This is a genomic window from Actinomadura napierensis (assembly GCF_039529375.1).
Lineage (GTDB): Bacteria > Actinomycetota > Actinomycetes > Streptosporangiales > Streptosporangiaceae > Spirillospora > Spirillospora napierensis.
Genome location: NZ_BAAAMR010000070.1, coordinates 23,446 through 38,604, shown reverse-complemented (window position 1 = coordinate 38,604; position 15,159 = coordinate 23,446). Strand labels below are relative to the sequence as shown.

The following is a 15,159-nucleotide window of genomic DNA, read 5'->3' as shown; positions in this document are numbered from 1 at the left end:
GCCCGCCCGACCCGGCCGGGCGGGACCGCCCGCCCGGCCGGTGCCGATCTCGGCGATCGTCAGCCGCCCCCGGGCAGGCCGCCTCGCCGGATCACGTCCGAGTACCAGCGCGCGCTGTCCTTGGGCGTCCGGCGCTGCGTCGCATAGTCCACGTGAACCAGCCCGAAGCGCTTGGAGTAGCCCCAAGCCCACTCGAAATTATCCAGCAGCGACCATGTGAAATAGCCCGCGAGCGGTACGCCGTCGGCGATGGCGGCGTGGCACGCGCGCAGGTGCGCGTCGATGTAGGCGATGCGCCCCGCGTCGTGGACCGTGCCATCGCCGTCCGGCGTCTCGTCGTAGCCCGCGCCGTTCTCGGTGATGTACAGCGGGACCGCCGGGTACTCGCGGTGCACCCGGGTCAGCACCTCGTGCAGTCCGCCCTCGTCGATCTCCCAGCCCATCCCCGTCGTCGGCCGCCCCGCCGGGACGAACCGGACGTGCTCGCTGCCGACCCACGGCGAGTGCGTCGCGAAGGGCCCCGACGCCGTCTGGGCGGCCTCCCCGGGCGTCCCCGCGACCGTGTGCCGCGTGTAGTAGTTGATGCCGAGCTGGTCGATCGGCTGGTTGATGACGGCGAGGTCCGCGGCGTCCGGCTCGAACCCGTGCCGGGCCGTGTCGGCCAGGACGTCCTCGGGGTAGCGGCCGAGCAGCAGCGGGTCGAGGAACAGCCGGTTCTGCAGGCCGTCGATGCGGCGCGCGGCGTCCGCGTCGGCGGGGTCGTCCGTCGAGGGGGAGACCGCGTACAGGTTGACGGCCGCGCCGAACAGGTTGCCGGGGTGGCGGGCCCGCATCGCCCGCACCGCCAGGCCGTGGCCCAGCATCAGGTGGTGGGCGGCCAGCAGGGAGCCGTGCGCGTCGAGCCGGCCCGGCGCGTGGTCCCCCGACGCGTAGCCGAGGAACGCCGCGCACCACGGCTCGTTCACCGTCGTCCAGTGCTTCACCCGGTCGCCGATGGCCTCGTGCACGAGCCCCGCGTAGTCGGCGAACCGGTACGCGGTCTCCCGCTCGGGCCAGCCGCCCGCGTCCTCCAGCGGCTGCGGCAGGTCCCAGTGGTAGAGCGTCGGCCAGGGCTCGACCCCCGCCTCCAGCAGCGCGTCGACGAGGCGCCGGTAGAAGTCGAGCCCCCGCTCGTTGGCGCTCCCGGCCCCGGACGGCTGCACCCGGGGCCAGGAGATCGAGAACCGGTAGGAGGACAGCCCGAGCTCGCGCATCAGCGCGACGTCCTCGGGGTACCGGTGGTAGTGGTCCACGGCGACGTCCCCTGTATCGCCGCCGAGGACCTTGCCCGGGGTGCGCGCGAAGGTGTCCCAGACCGACGGGCCGCGCCCGTCCTCCGCGGCGGCGCCCTCGATCTGGTAGGCGGCCGTGGCGGCGCCCCAGCGGAACCCGGTGGGGAACCGCGGGCCGGCGCCGCGGGCGCCGGCGTCGTCCTGAACGGCGCTGGATTCCAGAGAGGTCACGCCTTCACTGCACCTTCCATGATTCCGCCGATGATCTGGCGGCCGAACGCGACGAACACCACGAGCAGCGGCAGGACCGCGACGGTGGTGCCGGCGAACATCAGCGTGTAGTCGTTGAAGTAGGCGTTCGCCAGGTTGTTGATCGAGAGCTGCACCGTGGGGTTCTCGGGGCTGAGCGTCGCCAGCGGCCACATGAAGTCGTTCCAGGACTGCATGAACGTGAAGAGGCCGAGGACGCCCGCGGCGGGCCGCAGCGCGGGCAGCACGACCCGCCAGTAGATGCCGAACGTCGTGCAGCCGTCCACCCGGGCCGCCTCGATCAGCTCGTCCGGGACGGCCTGGTCGGCGTACTGCCGCATCATGAACACCCCGAACCCGGTGACGAGGAACGGGACGATCACCGCCTGCAGATGGTTCTGCCAGCCCAGCTTCACCATGATCATGTAGAGCGGGATGATGCCCATCTGCACCGGGATCATCATCGTCCCGATGATCGTCACCAGCAGCGCGTTCTTGCCGCGGAAGCGCAGCTTGGCGAACGCGAAGCCGGCCAGCGAGGCGAAGAACACGGTGGAGACCGTCACGCACGCCGAGACGATCGCGGAGTTCAGCAGTCCCTTGGCGAAGTAGGCGTCGGGGTTGTCGAACAGCCGGTGCACGTTGGTGCCGCCATGCCCGCCGGGCAGCAGCGGCGGCGGGACGTCGGAGACCACGTCGTTGGTGCGGGTCGCCACCGCGATCATCCAGTAGATCGGGAAGACCGACAGGGCGATCGCGACGATCAGCGTGAGGTAGGTCAGCGGACTGGCGTTCCACAGGCCGTGGAGCCGGCCGGGACGGCCGCCGCCGCGCGCGTGCCGGGCACCGCCGGGACCGCCCAGGAGCGTGGTCACTTGGTGCCTCCAGTGCGCCGCACGAACAGGAAGTTGATCAGCGAGAACAGGATGATCATCACGAACAGGGCCCACGCGATCGTGGCGCCGTAGCCGTACCGGTCATGGCCGAAGGCGTTGTCGTACATGTACATCGTCAGCGTCTGGAACTGGTGCAGCGGGCCGCCGTCCATCTTGTTGGGCGTCCCCACGCTGAACAGGACCGGCTCGGTGAACAGCTGCAGCCCGCCGATGGTCGCGATGATCGTCGTGAAGATGATCGTCGGGCGCAGCATCGGCACGGTGATCTGCCAGAACTGCCGGATCCGGGACGCGCCGTCGATCGAGGCGGCCTCGTACAGGTCCTTCGGGATCGCCTGCATGGCGGCGAGGTAGATGAGCGCGTTGTAGCCCGTCCAGCGCCAGTCGACCATGGTGGCGATCGCCACCCACGACCAGCCGCGGCTGGTCGTCCAGCCGATCGGGTCGATCCCCACCAGCCCGAGCGCCCAGTTGATCATGCCCCAGTCGTGGTCGAACATCTGGGTGAACACGATCGCGACGGCGGCGGTCGAGGTGACCAGCGGCGCGACCATGCCGATCCGGAACAGGGTCGGCACCCGCATCCGCCGGTTGAGCGCGTTGGCGATGAACAGCGCGATCAGCAGCTGCGGCACGGTCGACAGCACGAAGATGGCGACCGTGTTGACCGTCGCGTGCCAGAAGTCGGCGTCGCTCCACAGGTACTTGTAGTTGTCGAGGCCGACCCACTTGCGGGTGCCCGAGGCGAGCTCCCAGTCGTGCAGGGACACCCACAGCGTGTAGACCAGCGGGAACGCGCCGAAGATCGCGAAGATGATGTAGAACGGCGAGATGAAGGCGTACGGCGCGCCCTTCACATCGAGCCGGGTCAGCCGGGAGCGCAGGGAGCGGCCGGCGGTGGGCGGGGCCTTCGCCGGGGGATGCTGGGGGCCGTTCCGGCTGGGGCGCAGATCGGTGGCCATGGCCATGCGCCTCCTTTCCGAGGACGGGACGTGAGCAGGGGAGGAGGACGGCGGCGGCGCCGTACGGGGAGGTGGGGGACGGCGCCGCCGCCGCGGCGGGAGGCGGCTACCTGGCGGCCTTCTTGGCCGCTTCGACGGCCTTGGACCAGGCCTCGTCCGGCTTGACCTTGCCCTGGCCGACCGAGATCAGGACGTTCTCCACGGCCGCCCGGACGTCCTCGTTCTTCGGGCCGAGGTGGACCGGCTTCACCGCGGCGACCAGGTCACCGAAGATCTTGCCGGCGGGGGCGTCGTTGAAGTAGGCGCTGGTGGAGCCGGCGACGGCCGGGTCCTGCTCGGCCTGCGGCGACGACGGGAAGGTGTTGGCGGACTTGTACGCGCCGATCTGGCCCTGCGGGGAGGTCAGGAACTCGGCGAGCGCGGCGGCCTGCTTCGCGTGCTTGGTCTGCTTGGGGACGGCGAGCCACGAGCCGCCCCAGTAGCCCGAGCCGCCGGGCGTCGTCGCCACGTCCCACTTGCCCTTGCCGGACGCGCCGGAGAACTGCTCGATGCCGCCGAGCATCCAGGACGGGCAGGGCACGGTGGCGAACGTGTCGCGCTTGAGGCCGGCCTGCCACGGCGGCGTGAAGATCGACATGTCCGAGGTGAGCTTGCTCTGCTCGAACTTCAGCGCGGTGTCGAACGCCTGCTTCACCGCCGGGTTGGTGTCGAAGACGAGCTTGTCGTCCTTGTCGAAGAAGCTGTAGCCGGGGCCGGCGCCGGCGTTCTGCAGGACGGTGGCGCGGAAGAGCCCGGTCGGACCGTCGAGCCACTTGCTGCCGGACACCTTCTGCTGGAACTTCTGCCCGGTCTGCAGGAACGCGTCCCACGTCGGCCAGAGCTTGCCGACCGCGTCGCGGTCGGTGGGCAGGCCGGCCTTCTTGAACAGGTCCTTGCGGTAGCACATGGCGAGCGGGCCCACGTCGGTGCCGAGCCCGACGAGCTGCTTGCCGTCGGGGCTGAGGCCCATCTGCCACTTCCACGGCAGGAACTTGTCCTGCAGGGCCTTGCCGCCGTAGTCGAACAGGTTGAGGAACTTCGACCGCTGCTGCATGTAGAGCGGGAGGATGCCCTCCTCCAGCATCACCACGTCGCCGGCGCCGCTGCCCGTGGCCATCCACTGCTGGATGCGCGGCTTGTAGGTGTCCAGGTCGGAGACCTTGCGCTGCTTGATGGTGACGCCGGGGTGGGACTGCTCGTACTGCTTGTAGAGCTGGTCGTAGCCGACCTCGCCGAACACGTCGACGGTGAGCGTCACCGGCCCCGAGTCCGAGTCCTTCTTGCCCTTGTCGTCGCCGCCGCAGGCGGCCGCGAGGCCGCCTGCGAGGACCACCGCCATCGCCGTGCCCAGTCCGCGCCGCATGATGGCCCTCATGGGGGACCCCTCTCAGGTTGTGTCTTCCATTGCGTGGGAGCGCTCCCACGGATGAAAGACCGTGACGGGCCTCACTGTCAATCCGCCGCAACACATTCGTTACAACTCGAACGGATCGGCCGGGGCCCCTGGTGAGCCCGGGCTCAGACCTCCGGTACGGTGGACAGCCGCCGGCCGGTCGGGGGCGGGGCCGCCGGGACGGGCGCCGTGGACCGCCGGACGACCAGTTCCGGACGGAACAGCAGCTCGGTGCGGGGGGAGCGGGCCCCGCGGATCTCGTCCAGCACCGTGCTCACCGCCGCCATCGACATCTCCCGCACGGCCTGCCGGATCGTGGTGAGCGGCGGGTCGAGGTAGGCGGTCAGCAGCGAGTCGTCCATGCCGGTCACCGACACGTCCTCGGGCACCCGCAGGCCCCGCGCGCGGGCCGCCCGGATCGCGCCGAGCGCCATGATGTCGTTGCCGCCGCAGATCGCCGTGCAGCCCGCGTCCAGCAGCTTCGCCGCCGCAGCCTGCCCGCCCTCGACCGTGTACATCGTGTTGACGACCAGTTCGTCGACCTCGGCCGCCGGCAGCCCGGTGTGCGCCGCCATCGCCCGCCGGAACCCCTCGGTCTTGCGGCGCGTCGGCACGTACACGTCCTGCCCGATCGCCAGGCCCATCCGCCGGTGGCCCATTGCGGCCAGATGCCCGACGATCGCCTCCAGCGACGCGACGTCGTCGTTGGAGATGAACGGCGCGTCGATGTCGGGCCGGTACCCGTTCACCAGCACGATCGGCAGCGCCTGCTCGGTCAGCCGCGCGTACCGGGCCCGGTCGGAGCGCGCGTTGGCGTGCAGCCCGTTGACGAAGATGATCCCGGAGACGCCGCGCTCCAGCAGCATCTCGATGTAGTCGTCCTCGGCGACGCCGCCCGGCGCCTGCGAGCACAGCACCGCCATGTACCCGTGCCGGGCCAGCGCACTCTCGATGACCTCGGCGAACGCCGGGAAGATCGGGTTGGTCAGCTCCGGGATGATCAGCCCGATCAGGCCGGCCCGCTGCTGGCGCAGCCGGGCCGGCCGCTCGTAGCCGAGCACGTCCAGCGCGGTCAGCACCGCCTGCCGGGTGCTCGGCGACACGCCCGGTTTGCCGTTGAGGACCCGGCTCACGGTCGCCTCGCTCACCCCGGCGTGCACGGCGATGTCCGCCAGCCGTGTCGTCATAGGTCTCAAGTTATCCCTCATTAACGTCCCGCCACAGCGCGGTGTCGGGCGGGAGCTCGGCGGTGCCGCCGGCGGTGTGGACCGGTCCGCTGGCGAGCAGCGGGGTTCCGGGTACGGGGACGCGGACCGTGCGGTCTCCCATGTTGACGATGCAGACGCAGGCGCGGCCGGTCTCGGGGTCCTCGCGGGCGAACGACAGCGTGCCGGGCGGGCCGTCCAGCCAGCGGAGAGGGCCGTCGCCGAGCGCCGGATGGTCGCGGCGGACGTGCAGCGCCGCCCGGTAGAGGGCGAGCATCGAGCCGGGATCCTCGGCCTGCGCCGCGACGGTCAGGTCGCGCCAGGCCGTCGGGATCGGCAGCCAGGACGAGGTGCCGGCGCCGAAACCGAACGGCGGTTCCTCTCCCTCCCACGGCATCGGCACCCGGCAGCCGTCGCGGCCCTGGCCCTCGCCGCGCAGCCGCTGCGGGTCCTGCTGGAACTCCTCCGGCAGGTCGAGCACCTCGGGAAGGCCCAGCTCCTCGCCCTGGTAGACGTACGACGAGCCGGGCAGCGCCAGCGTCAGCAGCGCCGCCGCCCGCGCCCGCCGCAGGCCCGTGCCGCCGCCGCCGTAGCGGGTGACGTGCCGCTTGACGTCATGATTCGACAGCACCCAGGTCGCGGGCGCGCCGACCGCCCCGGCGGTGCGCAGCGACTCCTCGATCACCGCGCGCATCGCGGGCGCCTCCCACGGCGCGGTCAGATAGTGGAAGTTGAACGCCTGGTGCAGCTCGTCCGGGCGGGTGTAGGCGGCGAGCCGCTCGGGCGTCGGCGCCCACGCCTCGGCGACGGCGATCCGCTCCCCGGCGTAGGCGTCCAGGATGCGGCGCCACTCGCGGTGGATGTCGTGCACCGGGTCCTGGTCGAAGTAGGGCAGGACGGCGGTACCGAGCATCTCCACCTGGTTCGCGTGCCCGACGTCCGGCAGGCCCGCCGCCTTGGCCATGCCGTGCGCGACGTCGACGCGGAAGCCGTCCACGCCGAGGTCGAGCCAGAACTTCAGGATGCCGGCGAACTCCGCGCGGACCTCGGGGTTCTCCCAGTCCAGGTCGGGCTGCTCGGCGGCGAACAGGTGCAGGTACCACTGCCCGTCCGGCACCCGCGTCCAGGCGGGGCCGCCGAACACCGACTCCCAGTCGTTGGGCGGCTCGGCGCCGTCCGGGCCGCGGCCGTCGCGGAAGACGTAGCGGGCCCGCTCCGGCGAGCCGGGCGCGGCGGCCAGCGCCGCCTGGAACCAGGCGTGCCGGTCGGAGGTGTGGTTCGGGACGACGTCGACGATGATCCGCAGGCCGTGCCGGTGCGCGTCGCCGATCAGGCCGCGGGCGTCGGCGAGCGTGCCGAACAGCGGGTCGACGTCGCGGTAGTCGGCGACGTCGTAGCCGAAGTCGGCCATCGGCGAGACGTAGAACGGGGTCAGCCACAGCGCGTCCACACCGAGGGAGGCCAGGTACGGCAGCCGGGACCGGATGCCCGGCAGGTCGCCGACGCCGTCCCCGTCCGAGTCGGCGAAGCTGCGCACGTACACCTGGTAGATGACGGCGTCGCGCCACCAGCGGGCGGTGCCCCCGGCACGGGCGGCGGGGACGGCGAGGGTGTCCTGCGTCATGAACGTCCTTCTGGTCGGGTGCCTGACATTTCACTCGGTTGGCAGGTTCGCGTGGCCGGCAGGGTCACTTGACGCCGCCGGCGGTGAGGCCGGCGACGATCCGGCGCTGGAAGACCAGCACCACGGCGATCAGCGGGACGGTCACCACGACCCCCGCCGCCATCTGGGTGCCGAACGGCTGGTCGAAGCCCGACACGCCGGTGAACTTGGAGATCGCCACGGTCGCGGTCTGCATCTCTTTCTTGTTGACCATGGACAGCGCGATGAGGAACTCGTTCCACGCGGCGATGAACGTCAGGATCGCCGTGGTGAACACCCCGGGCGCCGCCAGCGGCACGATGATCTTGCGGAACGCCTGGCCGCGGGTGCAGCCGTCCACCATCGCGGCCTGTTCCAGCTCGCGCGGCAGCTGCCGGAAGAAGGCGGTGAGCAGCCACACCGACAGCGGCAGCGCGAACCCCAGGCTGGGCACGATCATCGCCTGGTACGTGTTGATCCACTCGATGTCCGTGAAGAGCTTCAGCAAGGGCACCAGCTGGGAGATTCCCGGGAACATCGTGGTCGCGACGATCAGCCCGAGCACCGCGTTCTTGAACCGGAAGTCCAGCCGGGCCAGCGCGTAGGCGGTGAACGTGCCGATGAGCAGGGTCAGCGCGGTGGTGCAGCCCGCCACGATGACGCTGTTCAGCAGCGCACGGCCGAAGCCGTTGTCACCGGAGAACACCGCGTGGAAGTTCTCCCATGACCACTGCGTGGGGACGATCGAGTTGTCGAACTGGTCCTGCGGCCGCCGGAACGCCGACACGGCCATCCAGTAGAACGGCGCGAGGCAGTAGCCGGCGACGACCGCGAGGCCGAGGTAGGAGAGCAGCCGCTTCGGCAGTGAGCCCGTCATGAGGCCGTCCTCCTGCGCCGGCCCCTCACCGGACGGCTCCTGCGGGTCCGTTTCGTCTGCTGCCGGGCCTCGCCGATGATGTCGGCGCCGAGCAGCCGGACGAACAGGTACGCGATCAGCGCGATGTACAGGAAGAGGATCGTCGCGTACGCCGCCGCCGACCCGTACCGCAGGTTGGACGCCTCGAACCAGGCGATCATCGTCAGGGTCTCCACCGACTTCTGGTTGACGCCGATCAGCACGGCGGGCAGGTCGAACATCCGCAGCACGTCCAGCATCCGGAACAGCACCGCGACCAGCAGGGCGGGCCTGACCAGCGGCAGCGTGATCCGCCAGAACCGCTGGAGCGGGCCGGCGCCGTCGACCTGGGCGGCCTCGTAGACGTCCCGGGGGATCATCTGCAGGCCGGCGAGAACGAGCAGCCCGATGAACGGGGAGGTCTTCCACACCTCGGCGATGACGACGGCCATCTTGGCGGGGAACCCGTCGGCGGTCCACAGGATCTGGTGGCGCAGCACCGCGTTCGCGGCGCCGTCCGCCTGGAAGATCCACCGCCACAGCAGGCCGGAGATCGCCGTCGGGATCGCCCACGGGACGAGGATGCTGGCGCGCACGAGCGCCCGGCCGCGGAACGCCTGCTGCATGATCAGTGCCATGCCGACGCCGATCACCGTCTCCAGCACCACGGTCGTGACGGTGAAGAACGTCGTGTTGCCGAAGGCGTTCCAGAACGCGCCAGCGCGGTCGCCGTGGAAGATCGCCGTGTAGTTGTCCAGGCCGGCGAACCGGTCGCCCTGGACGACGAAGCCGTCGGCGTCCAGCCCCTCGCCGCGCGCGTACAGCGACTCGCGGAAGCCGGCGAGCACCGGGTAGCCGATGACCAGCGCGAGGACCAGCAGGGTCGGCGACAGCAGCAGCGCCGCGAGCCGCTTCGTCCCCTGCACGTCGCGCCTGCGGGAGCGCGGCCCGCCCGCCGCGGCGGTGCCCGCGGCGGACGGCGTGCCGTCGTACGTCGTGGTCATGCCGCTCACTGCGCGGTCAGCGGACCGAGCGCGGCCTGCAGGTCGGCCAGCGCCTGGTCGACGGGCTTCCTGCCGGTCACCGCGTCGTACACCTGGCCCTGGATCGCGGCGGTCACGTCGCCGTACTTGATCGCGACGGGGCGCGGCCTGGCGTTGGTGATGGCCTGCTTGAGCACCGGCAGGTACGGGAACTTCTTCACCATCTCCGGGTCGTCGTAGAGCGAGGCGAGCGTCGGCGCCTGCGAGGTGGCCAGCAGGTTCGCGCGCTGCGACTGCTCACCGGTCAGGTAGCGGATGAAGTCGAGCGCGGACGCCTTGTTCTTGGCGAACGAGGAGATCGCGAGGTTGTGGCCGCCGAGGTTGGCGACGCCGGGCCCGTTCGGGCCGGGCAGCTGCGCCACCGCGAACTTGCCCGCGACCTTCGACGAGCCGTCGTCGGCGTTCGCCAGCGCGTACTGGTACGGCCACTGCCGCTGGAACAGCAGCTTGCCGGACTGGAAGTAGCGGCGGCCGCCCTCGGTGTCGAGGGTGACGGCCTCCTTCGGCATCCGGCCGTCCTTCTTCGCGTTGACCAGGAAGTCCAGGCCCTGCTTGGCCTGCGGGGTGTTCAGCGTGGGCTTGCCGTCCGGCCCCACGATCGACCCGCCCGCGCTGCCGATCGCCTCGACCGCGCTGATGGTGATGCTCTCGGTCTTGTTGACCTCGGTGAAGTAGCAGTCGACGCCCTTGCCCTCGGGCAGCTTCTTCACCTTGTCGCAGTCGGACCACATCTCGGCGTACGTCTTCGGTGGCGCGGAGATCCCGGCCTTGTCGAGCAGGTCCTTGCGGTAGTACAGCATCCCGGCGTCGGACGTGGACGGCACCGCGTACAGGTTGCCGCGGTACTGCCCGGTCGTGACGGTCGCGGGCAGCATCGTCGACAGGTCGACCCTGTCCTTGGGCAGCGGCGTCAGCCAGCGGTTGGCGGCGAACTCCGCGGTCCACACGACGTCCAGGTTCAGCACGGTGTACGCATCCGACTTCGTCGTCGCGTTCTGGATCATCTGCTGGCGCTGGTCGTTCGGCTCGTCCGGCAGCTCGATGACCCGGGCCTTCTCCTTCGGGTGGTCGGTGTTCCAGCCGTCGATCTGTTTCTGCAGGTAGCCGGAGCGGTCCTTGCCGGTGACGAAGGTGATGGGCCCGCGGCCGGTGAGGCTCGCCGCGCCCGCCGCGTCCTTGGAGCCGCCGCCGTCATCTCCGCCGCAGGCGGAGAGGGAGAGCGTGAGGACCGCGCAGACGGTGGTGCCTGCAATGAGGGGGCCAGGGGTTCTCAGGGCGCCGATCGGGGGGATGCGCCGCATGGGGTCCTCCTTCGCGGGACGGGCCGGACGGCCGCCCCGCAGGGTCCGGGATTGGGGTGGCTGGACCGGGACGCTAGCAACGGGTTGCAGCTCCGTAAATAGCTTGCAGAAAGTTTCTGCAAGTTCGTGCCGAACCCGTAACGCCTTACAGGGGGGAGGGAAACCGGGTGGCGTCCGGGCGGCGGTCTGCGCGAGGCTGCCGTCCGTGACCTCCGAAGACCTCCGGCTCGTGCGCGACCACACCGTCCTGTCGGTCGTGACCGGCTCGCGCGCGTACGGCCTGGCGACCGGCGGCAGCGACGTCGACCGGCGCGGCGTCTTCGCCGCGCCGGCACCGCTGTTCTGGCGTTTCACCAAGCCGCCCACCCATCTGGACGGCCCGCTGCCCGAGCAGTTCTCCTGGGAGTTCGAGCGCTTCTGCGAGCTCGCGCTGGCGGCCAACCCGACCGTCCTGGAATGCCTCTGGTCGCCGATCGTCGAGAAGGTCACGCCGGTCGGCGAGGAGCTGCTGGCCGTCCGGAAGGCGTTCCTGTCCCGGCACGCGCACCGCACCTTCCTCCGCTACGCCGACGCGCAGTTCCGCAAGCTGCAAGGCGACTTGCGCAACCGCGGCGAGCCGAAATGGAAGCACGTCATGCACCTGCTGCGGCTGCTCGTCAGCGGCGAGCACCTCGTCCGGACGGGCGAGCCGCTGGTGGACGTCGGCGACCTGCGCGACCGGCTCCTCGCCGTCCGGCGCGGCGAGACCGCCTGGGACGAGATCGAGCGCTGGCGCGCGTCCCTCACCGCCGGCCTGGACGATGCCCTCGACCGCAGCCCCCTGCCCGCCGAACCCGACCGCGACCGCATCGAGAACCTGCTCATCTCCGTCCGCCGCAGGAGCGTGGCCACATGAACCTCCCCGAAGGCATGCTCGACGCCCTGGCCGCCGACCATCCGTACCCGCGGGCGTTCGTCACGGTCAGCGGCGCCCACCTGTACGGCTTCCCGTCGCAGGACTCCGACGTCGACCTGCGCGGCGTCCACCTGCTGCCGCTGGAGGAGATCGTCGGCCTGGAGACCGGCGAGGAGACCGTCACGCTCATGTGGGACCACGCCGGCGTGGAGGCCGACGTCGTCACCCACGACCTCGCCAAGTTCTGCGCCCTGCTGCTGCGGCGCAACGGTTACGTCCTGGAGCAGGTGCTCTCGCCGCTGGTCGTCGCGACGTCGCCGCTGCACGCCGAGCTGGTGGCGCTGACGCCGGGCCTGCTCACCTCCAACCACGCGCACCACTACCTCGGCTTCGCGCGGTCCCAGTGGAGTTTGTTCGAGAAGACCGGCGAGTTGAAGCCGCTGCTCTACACGTTCCGCGTGCTGCTCACCGGCATCCATCTGATGCGGGAGGCGCAGGTCCAGGCGGACCTGACGCGGCTGACCGGATACGGCCCCTCCTACCTGCCGGAACTGGTCGAGGCCAAGCGCGCCGCCGAGCACGGGCCGCTCCCGCCGGACGCGCCGTCCCCGGAGATCCTGCAGGCGGACGTCGCCGCGCTCACGTCCCGGCTGGAAGAGGAGCGCGAGCGCAGCGCCCTGCCCGAGCAGCCGTCGGCGCGGCGCGCGCTCCACGAACTGGTGGTCCGCGCGCGGCTCGGCTGAACCTCAGGGCACCTCTCCTCCGTGCCACTCGGTGTAGCGGCCCGCGGAAAAGATTCGTTGGTGGGACGCGGCCACGGGCCGTGGCCGCTGCGTACCAGTCGCTGCGGAGCACGGTGATCAACGAGCCGAGGAGGGGAAGATGCACGACCAGGGCATCGGCCGCGAGGAGATCGGGGACGTCGCGGAGGCGGACCTGCGGACGCGGCGCGGGATGTTCCGCGCCGTGGCGTTCCGCGACCCGGTCGACGGGAACGAGCACATGGCGCTCGTCCGGGGCGAGGTGGCGGGCCGCGCCGGCGTGCTCGTCCGGATGCACTCCGAATGCATGACCGGCGACATCTTCGGCGCCACCCGCTGCGAGTGCGGCGACCAGCTGAACGCGTCCCTGGACGCGGTCGTCCGGGAGGGCGGCGGCGTCCTGGTCTATCTGCGCGGCCACGAGGGCCGGGGGATCGGGCTGGTCGCGAAGGTGCGCACGCACGTCCTTCAGGACCAGGGCCTCGACACCGTCGACTCCGCGACAGCGATCGGGCTGCCGGTCGACACCCGCGACTACGGCCCCGCCGCCCGCGTCCTGCGCTACCTCGGCGTCGGGTCGGTGCGGCTGCTGTCCAACAACCCGGCGAAGGTCAGCGCCCTGGAGTCCTACGGCATCGGCGTCACGGCCCGCGTCCCCCTCCTCGCGCCGGTCAACGACGACAACATCCGCTACCTGACCGCCAAGCGCGACCGCCTCGGCCACGACCTGCCGCAACTGGACGCCGCCATGCTGAACGGCGCTGTGAGCGGCGCTGCGGTGAACGGCGCTGCGGTGAGCGGTGCCCGGGTGGACGCCGGCGAGGCCCGCTGATGGCGCGGCCGGTGACCGTCTCACGGCCGGTGTTCCGGCCGGTGCGGCGCGGGCCCGTCGCGTGGCGGGCATGGGAGCTGGCGGGCGCCGCGTGCGTCCAGACGGCGGCCGTGGCGGCGCTGCGGCCGGGCGCGGTCGGGCTCGCCGTCGGCGCCGGGTACGCGCTCGCGTCGTGGGGCGTCCTCGGGTTCGCCTTCCGGGGGCGGCGGGCGCTCGGGCCCGCGGACCACGTCACGCTGGCGCGGGTCGTCCTCGTGGGATGCGTCGCGGCGCTCGTCGCGGGGCATCTCGTCCATGGCGGGCCGGTCGCGGTGCTGGTCGCGCTCGCGTCCACGGCGCTCGTCCTGGACGGGGCGGACGGCTGGGTCGCGCGGCGCACCGGGACGACCTCGGACCTCGGCGCCCGGTTCGACATGGAGGCCGACGCGTTGCTGATCCTGGTGCTGAGCGTGCAGGTCGCGACGGCGGCCGGGATGTGGGCGCTGGCGATCGGGGCGATGCGGTACGCGTTCGTCGCGGCGTCGTGGGCGGCGTCGTGGCTGCGGTCGCCGCTGCCGGCGAGCTTCGCGCGCAAGGCGGTCGCGGTCGTGCAGGGCGTCGTGCTGGCGGCCGTCGCGTCCGGCGCCGTCCCGTACGCGGGGGTGGTCGTCGCGGCGGCGCTGGCCCTGCTGGCGTGGTCGTTCGGACGGGACGTGCTGTGGCTGGCCGTGCGGCACCACGGGGCTCGGCGGGGGAGGGGTGTTCATGGAACTCGGCGCGCGCGCGTTCTGGATCCGGTGGCCAGGTGAGGGGGAGATCCGCCCGGTCGAGCTGCGGGAGCCGGGGCCGGGCGAGGTCGTCGTCCGGACGGTGTTCTCCGGCGTCAGCCGGGGGACGGAGGCGCTGGTGTTCCGCGGCGGCGTCCCGGAGAACCAGCACGCGCTGATGCGGGCGCCGTTCCAGGACGGCGCGTTCCCCGGGCCGGTGAAGTACGGGTACCTGAACGTCGGCGTGGTCGAGCACGGCCCGTCCGGCCTGCTCGGACGGCACGTTTTCTGCCTCTACCCGCACCAGACCCGCTACGTGGTGCCGGCGAGCGCGGTCGTCCCGCTGCCGGACGGCGTGCCGCCCGGACGCGCCGTCCTCGCCGGGACCGTGGAGACCGCCGTGAACGCGTGCTGGGACGCGGCGCCGCTGGTCGGCGACCGGATCGCGGTCGTCGGCGCGGGCATGGTGGGCTGCTCGGTCGCCGGGGTCCTCGCCGGGCTCCCGGGATGCGACGTCCAGCTGGTCGACGTCGACCCGTCGCGGGCGGAGACGGCGCGGGCGCTCGGCGTCCGGTTCGCCCTGCCCGGCGACGCCGAGGGCGGCCGCGACCTGGTCTTCCACGCCAGCGCGACGGAGGCCGGGCTCGTCCGGTCGCTGGAGCTGCTCGCGCCCGAGGGCGAGGTGGTCGAGCTGAGCTGGTACGGCGACCGGACGGTGCGCGTCCCGCTCGGCGAGTCCTTCCACTCGCGCCGGCTGGCCGTCCGCGCCAGCCAGGTCGGCATGGTCGCCCCGGCCCGCCGGTCGCGGCGCTCGCCCGCCGACCGGCTCGCGCTGGCGCTGCGCCTGCTGGCCGCCCCGGCGTTCGACGCACTGATCACGGGGAACAGCCCGTTCGAGGAGCTTCCCCAGGCCATGGCCCGCTTGGCGAGCGGGGAGCTCCCCGCGCTCTGCCACCGGATCGACTACCCGCAGGCCTAGTCACAGGAACTGTCACACAGGAACGGTCACCCAGGAACGCCGGCACAGGA

General features: G+C 71.7%; 14 protein-coding genes. 5 read left to right on the top strand and 9 right to left on the bottom strand.

Annotated elements, in window-relative coordinates; all coding sequences use genetic code 11:
- Positions 1–59 precede the first annotated feature (59 nt).
- The 9 genes from ABD296_RS32175 to ABD296_RS32135 form a co-directional block, all read right to left on the bottom strand.
- A complete protein-coding gene (locus tag ABD296_RS32175) occupies positions 60–1,493 on the bottom strand; it encodes a GH1 family beta-glucosidase (protein WP_344275847.1) in 1,434 nt (477 codons plus the stop codon).
- Between the two features lie 5 nt (positions 1,494–1,498).
- Entirely contained in the window at positions 1,499–2,395 is an 897-nt protein-coding gene (locus ABD296_RS32170; protein WP_344275799.1) for a carbohydrate ABC transporter permease, read from the bottom strand.
- Positions 2,392–3,378, bottom strand: coding sequence for a carbohydrate ABC transporter permease (locus ABD296_RS32165; protein ID WP_344275796.1), 987 nt, complete (start codon positions 3,376–3,378; stop codon positions 2,392–2,394). Before ABD296_RS32165 ends, ABD296_RS32170 begins: the two co-directional genes overlap by 4 nt.
- A gap of 106 nt (positions 3,379–3,484) precedes the next feature.
- Positions 3,485–4,792: an ABC transporter substrate-binding protein gene (locus ABD296_RS32160; RefSeq protein WP_344275793.1), complete on the bottom strand. Its 1,308-nt coding sequence runs from the start codon at positions 4,790–4,792 to the stop codon at positions 3,485–3,487.
- A gap of 143 nt (positions 4,793–4,935) precedes the next feature.
- Positions 4,936–5,997 (bottom strand): LacI family DNA-binding transcriptional regulator, encoded by a 1,062-nt coding sequence (locus ABD296_RS32155; protein ID WP_344275790.1) that lies wholly within the window; start codon positions 5,995–5,997, stop codon positions 4,936–4,938.
- A 10-nt stretch (positions 5,998–6,007) separates the two neighbouring features.
- Positions 6,008–7,639, bottom strand: a complete 1,632-nt coding sequence (locus ABD296_RS32150; protein ID WP_344275787.1) for a glycoside hydrolase family 13 protein — start codon at positions 7,637–7,639, stop codon at positions 6,008–6,010.
- A 64-nt stretch (positions 7,640–7,703) separates the two neighbouring features.
- Positions 7,704–8,534: a carbohydrate ABC transporter permease gene (locus ABD296_RS32145; protein ID WP_344275784.1), complete on the bottom strand. Its 831-nt coding sequence runs from the start codon at positions 8,532–8,534 to the stop codon at positions 7,704–7,706.
- Positions 8,531–9,556 carry a carbohydrate ABC transporter permease gene (locus ABD296_RS32140; protein ID WP_344275782.1) on the bottom strand — a complete coding sequence of 342 codons (1,026 nt, stop codon included), beginning with the start codon at positions 9,554–9,556 and terminating at the stop codon, positions 8,531–8,533. Before ABD296_RS32140 ends, ABD296_RS32145 begins: the two co-directional genes overlap by 4 nt.
- A gap of 5 nt (positions 9,557–9,561) precedes the next feature.
- The gene (locus ABD296_RS32135; protein WP_344275779.1) at positions 9,562–10,896 is read right to left on the bottom strand and encodes an ABC transporter substrate-binding protein; all 1,335 of its coding nucleotides are present in this window, start codon (positions 10,894–10,896) and stop codon (positions 9,562–9,564) included.
- Between the two features lie 205 nt (positions 10,897–11,101).
- Between ABD296_RS32135 and ABD296_RS32130 the strand changes: the two genes are divergently transcribed.
- The 5 genes from ABD296_RS32130 to ABD296_RS32110 all read left to right on the top strand — a co-directional run bounded on the left by ABD296_RS32130 (position 11,102) and on the right by ABD296_RS32110 (position 15,109).
- Positions 11,102–11,791: a nucleotidyltransferase domain-containing protein gene (locus ABD296_RS32130; protein WP_344275776.1), complete on the top strand. Its 690-nt coding sequence runs from the start codon at positions 11,102–11,104 to the stop codon at positions 11,789–11,791.
- Entirely contained in the window at positions 11,788–12,534 is a 747-nt protein-coding gene (locus ABD296_RS32125) for a nucleotidyltransferase domain-containing protein (protein WP_344275773.1), read from the top strand. Before ABD296_RS32130 ends, ABD296_RS32125 begins: the two co-directional genes overlap by 4 nt.
- Before the next feature lie 139 nt (positions 12,535–12,673).
- Positions 12,674–13,384, top strand: a complete 711-nt coding sequence (gene ribA, locus ABD296_RS32120) for a GTP cyclohydrolase II (protein WP_344275771.1) — start codon at positions 12,674–12,676, stop codon at positions 13,382–13,384.
- Positions 13,385–13,395: 11 nt separating this feature from the next.
- The gene (locus ABD296_RS32115) at positions 13,396–14,172 is read left to right on the top strand and encodes a CDP-alcohol phosphatidyltransferase family protein (protein ID WP_407061537.1); all 777 of its coding nucleotides are present in this window, start codon (positions 13,396–13,398) and stop codon (positions 14,170–14,172) included.
- The gene (locus ABD296_RS32110; RefSeq protein ID WP_344275769.1) at positions 14,129–15,109 is read left to right on the top strand and encodes a zinc-dependent alcohol dehydrogenase; all 981 of its coding nucleotides are present in this window, start codon (positions 14,129–14,131) and stop codon (positions 15,107–15,109) included. The genes ABD296_RS32115 and ABD296_RS32110 overlap by 44 nt, the downstream gene beginning before the upstream one ends.
- Positions 15,110–15,159 lie beyond the last annotated feature (50 nt).

Bases quoted from the DNA above. Each gene is read 5' to 3' on its own strand.
- ABD296_RS32125 (WP_344275773.1), top strand. From the start codon at position 11,788: ATGAACCTCCCCGAAGGCATGCTCGACGCCCTGGCCGCCGACCATCCG.
- ABD296_RS32165 (WP_344275796.1), bottom strand. From the start codon at position 3,378: ATGGCCACCGATCTGCGCCCCAGCCGGAACGGCCCCCAGCATCCCCCG.
- ABD296_RS32150 (WP_344275787.1), bottom strand. From the start codon at position 7,639: ATGACGCAGGACACCCTCGCCGTCCCCGCCGCCCGTGCCGGGGGCACC.
- ABD296_RS32135 (WP_344275779.1), bottom strand. From the start codon at position 10,896: ATGCGGCGCATCCCCCCGATCGGCGCCCTGAGAACCCCTGGCCCCCTC.
- ABD296_RS32145 (WP_344275784.1), bottom strand. From the start codon at position 8,534: ATGACGGGCTCACTGCCGAAGCGGCTGCTCTCCTACCTCGGCCTCGCG.
- ABD296_RS32140 (WP_344275782.1), bottom strand. From the start codon at position 9,556: ATGACCACGACGTACGACGGCACGCCGTCCGCCGCGGGCACCGCCGCG.
- ABD296_RS32155 (WP_344275790.1), bottom strand. From the start codon at position 5,997: ATGACGACACGGCTGGCGGACATCGCCGTGCACGCCGGGGTGAGCGAG.
- ribA (WP_344275771.1), top strand. From the start codon at position 12,674: ATGCACGACCAGGGCATCGGCCGCGAGGAGATCGGGGACGTCGCGGAG.
- ABD296_RS32110 (WP_344275769.1), top strand. From the start codon at position 14,129: ATGGAACTCGGCGCGCGCGCGTTCTGGATCCGGTGGCCAGGTGAGGGG.
- ABD296_RS32160 (WP_344275793.1), bottom strand. From the start codon at position 4,792: ATGAGGGCCATCATGCGGCGCGGACTGGGCACGGCGATGGCGGTGGTC.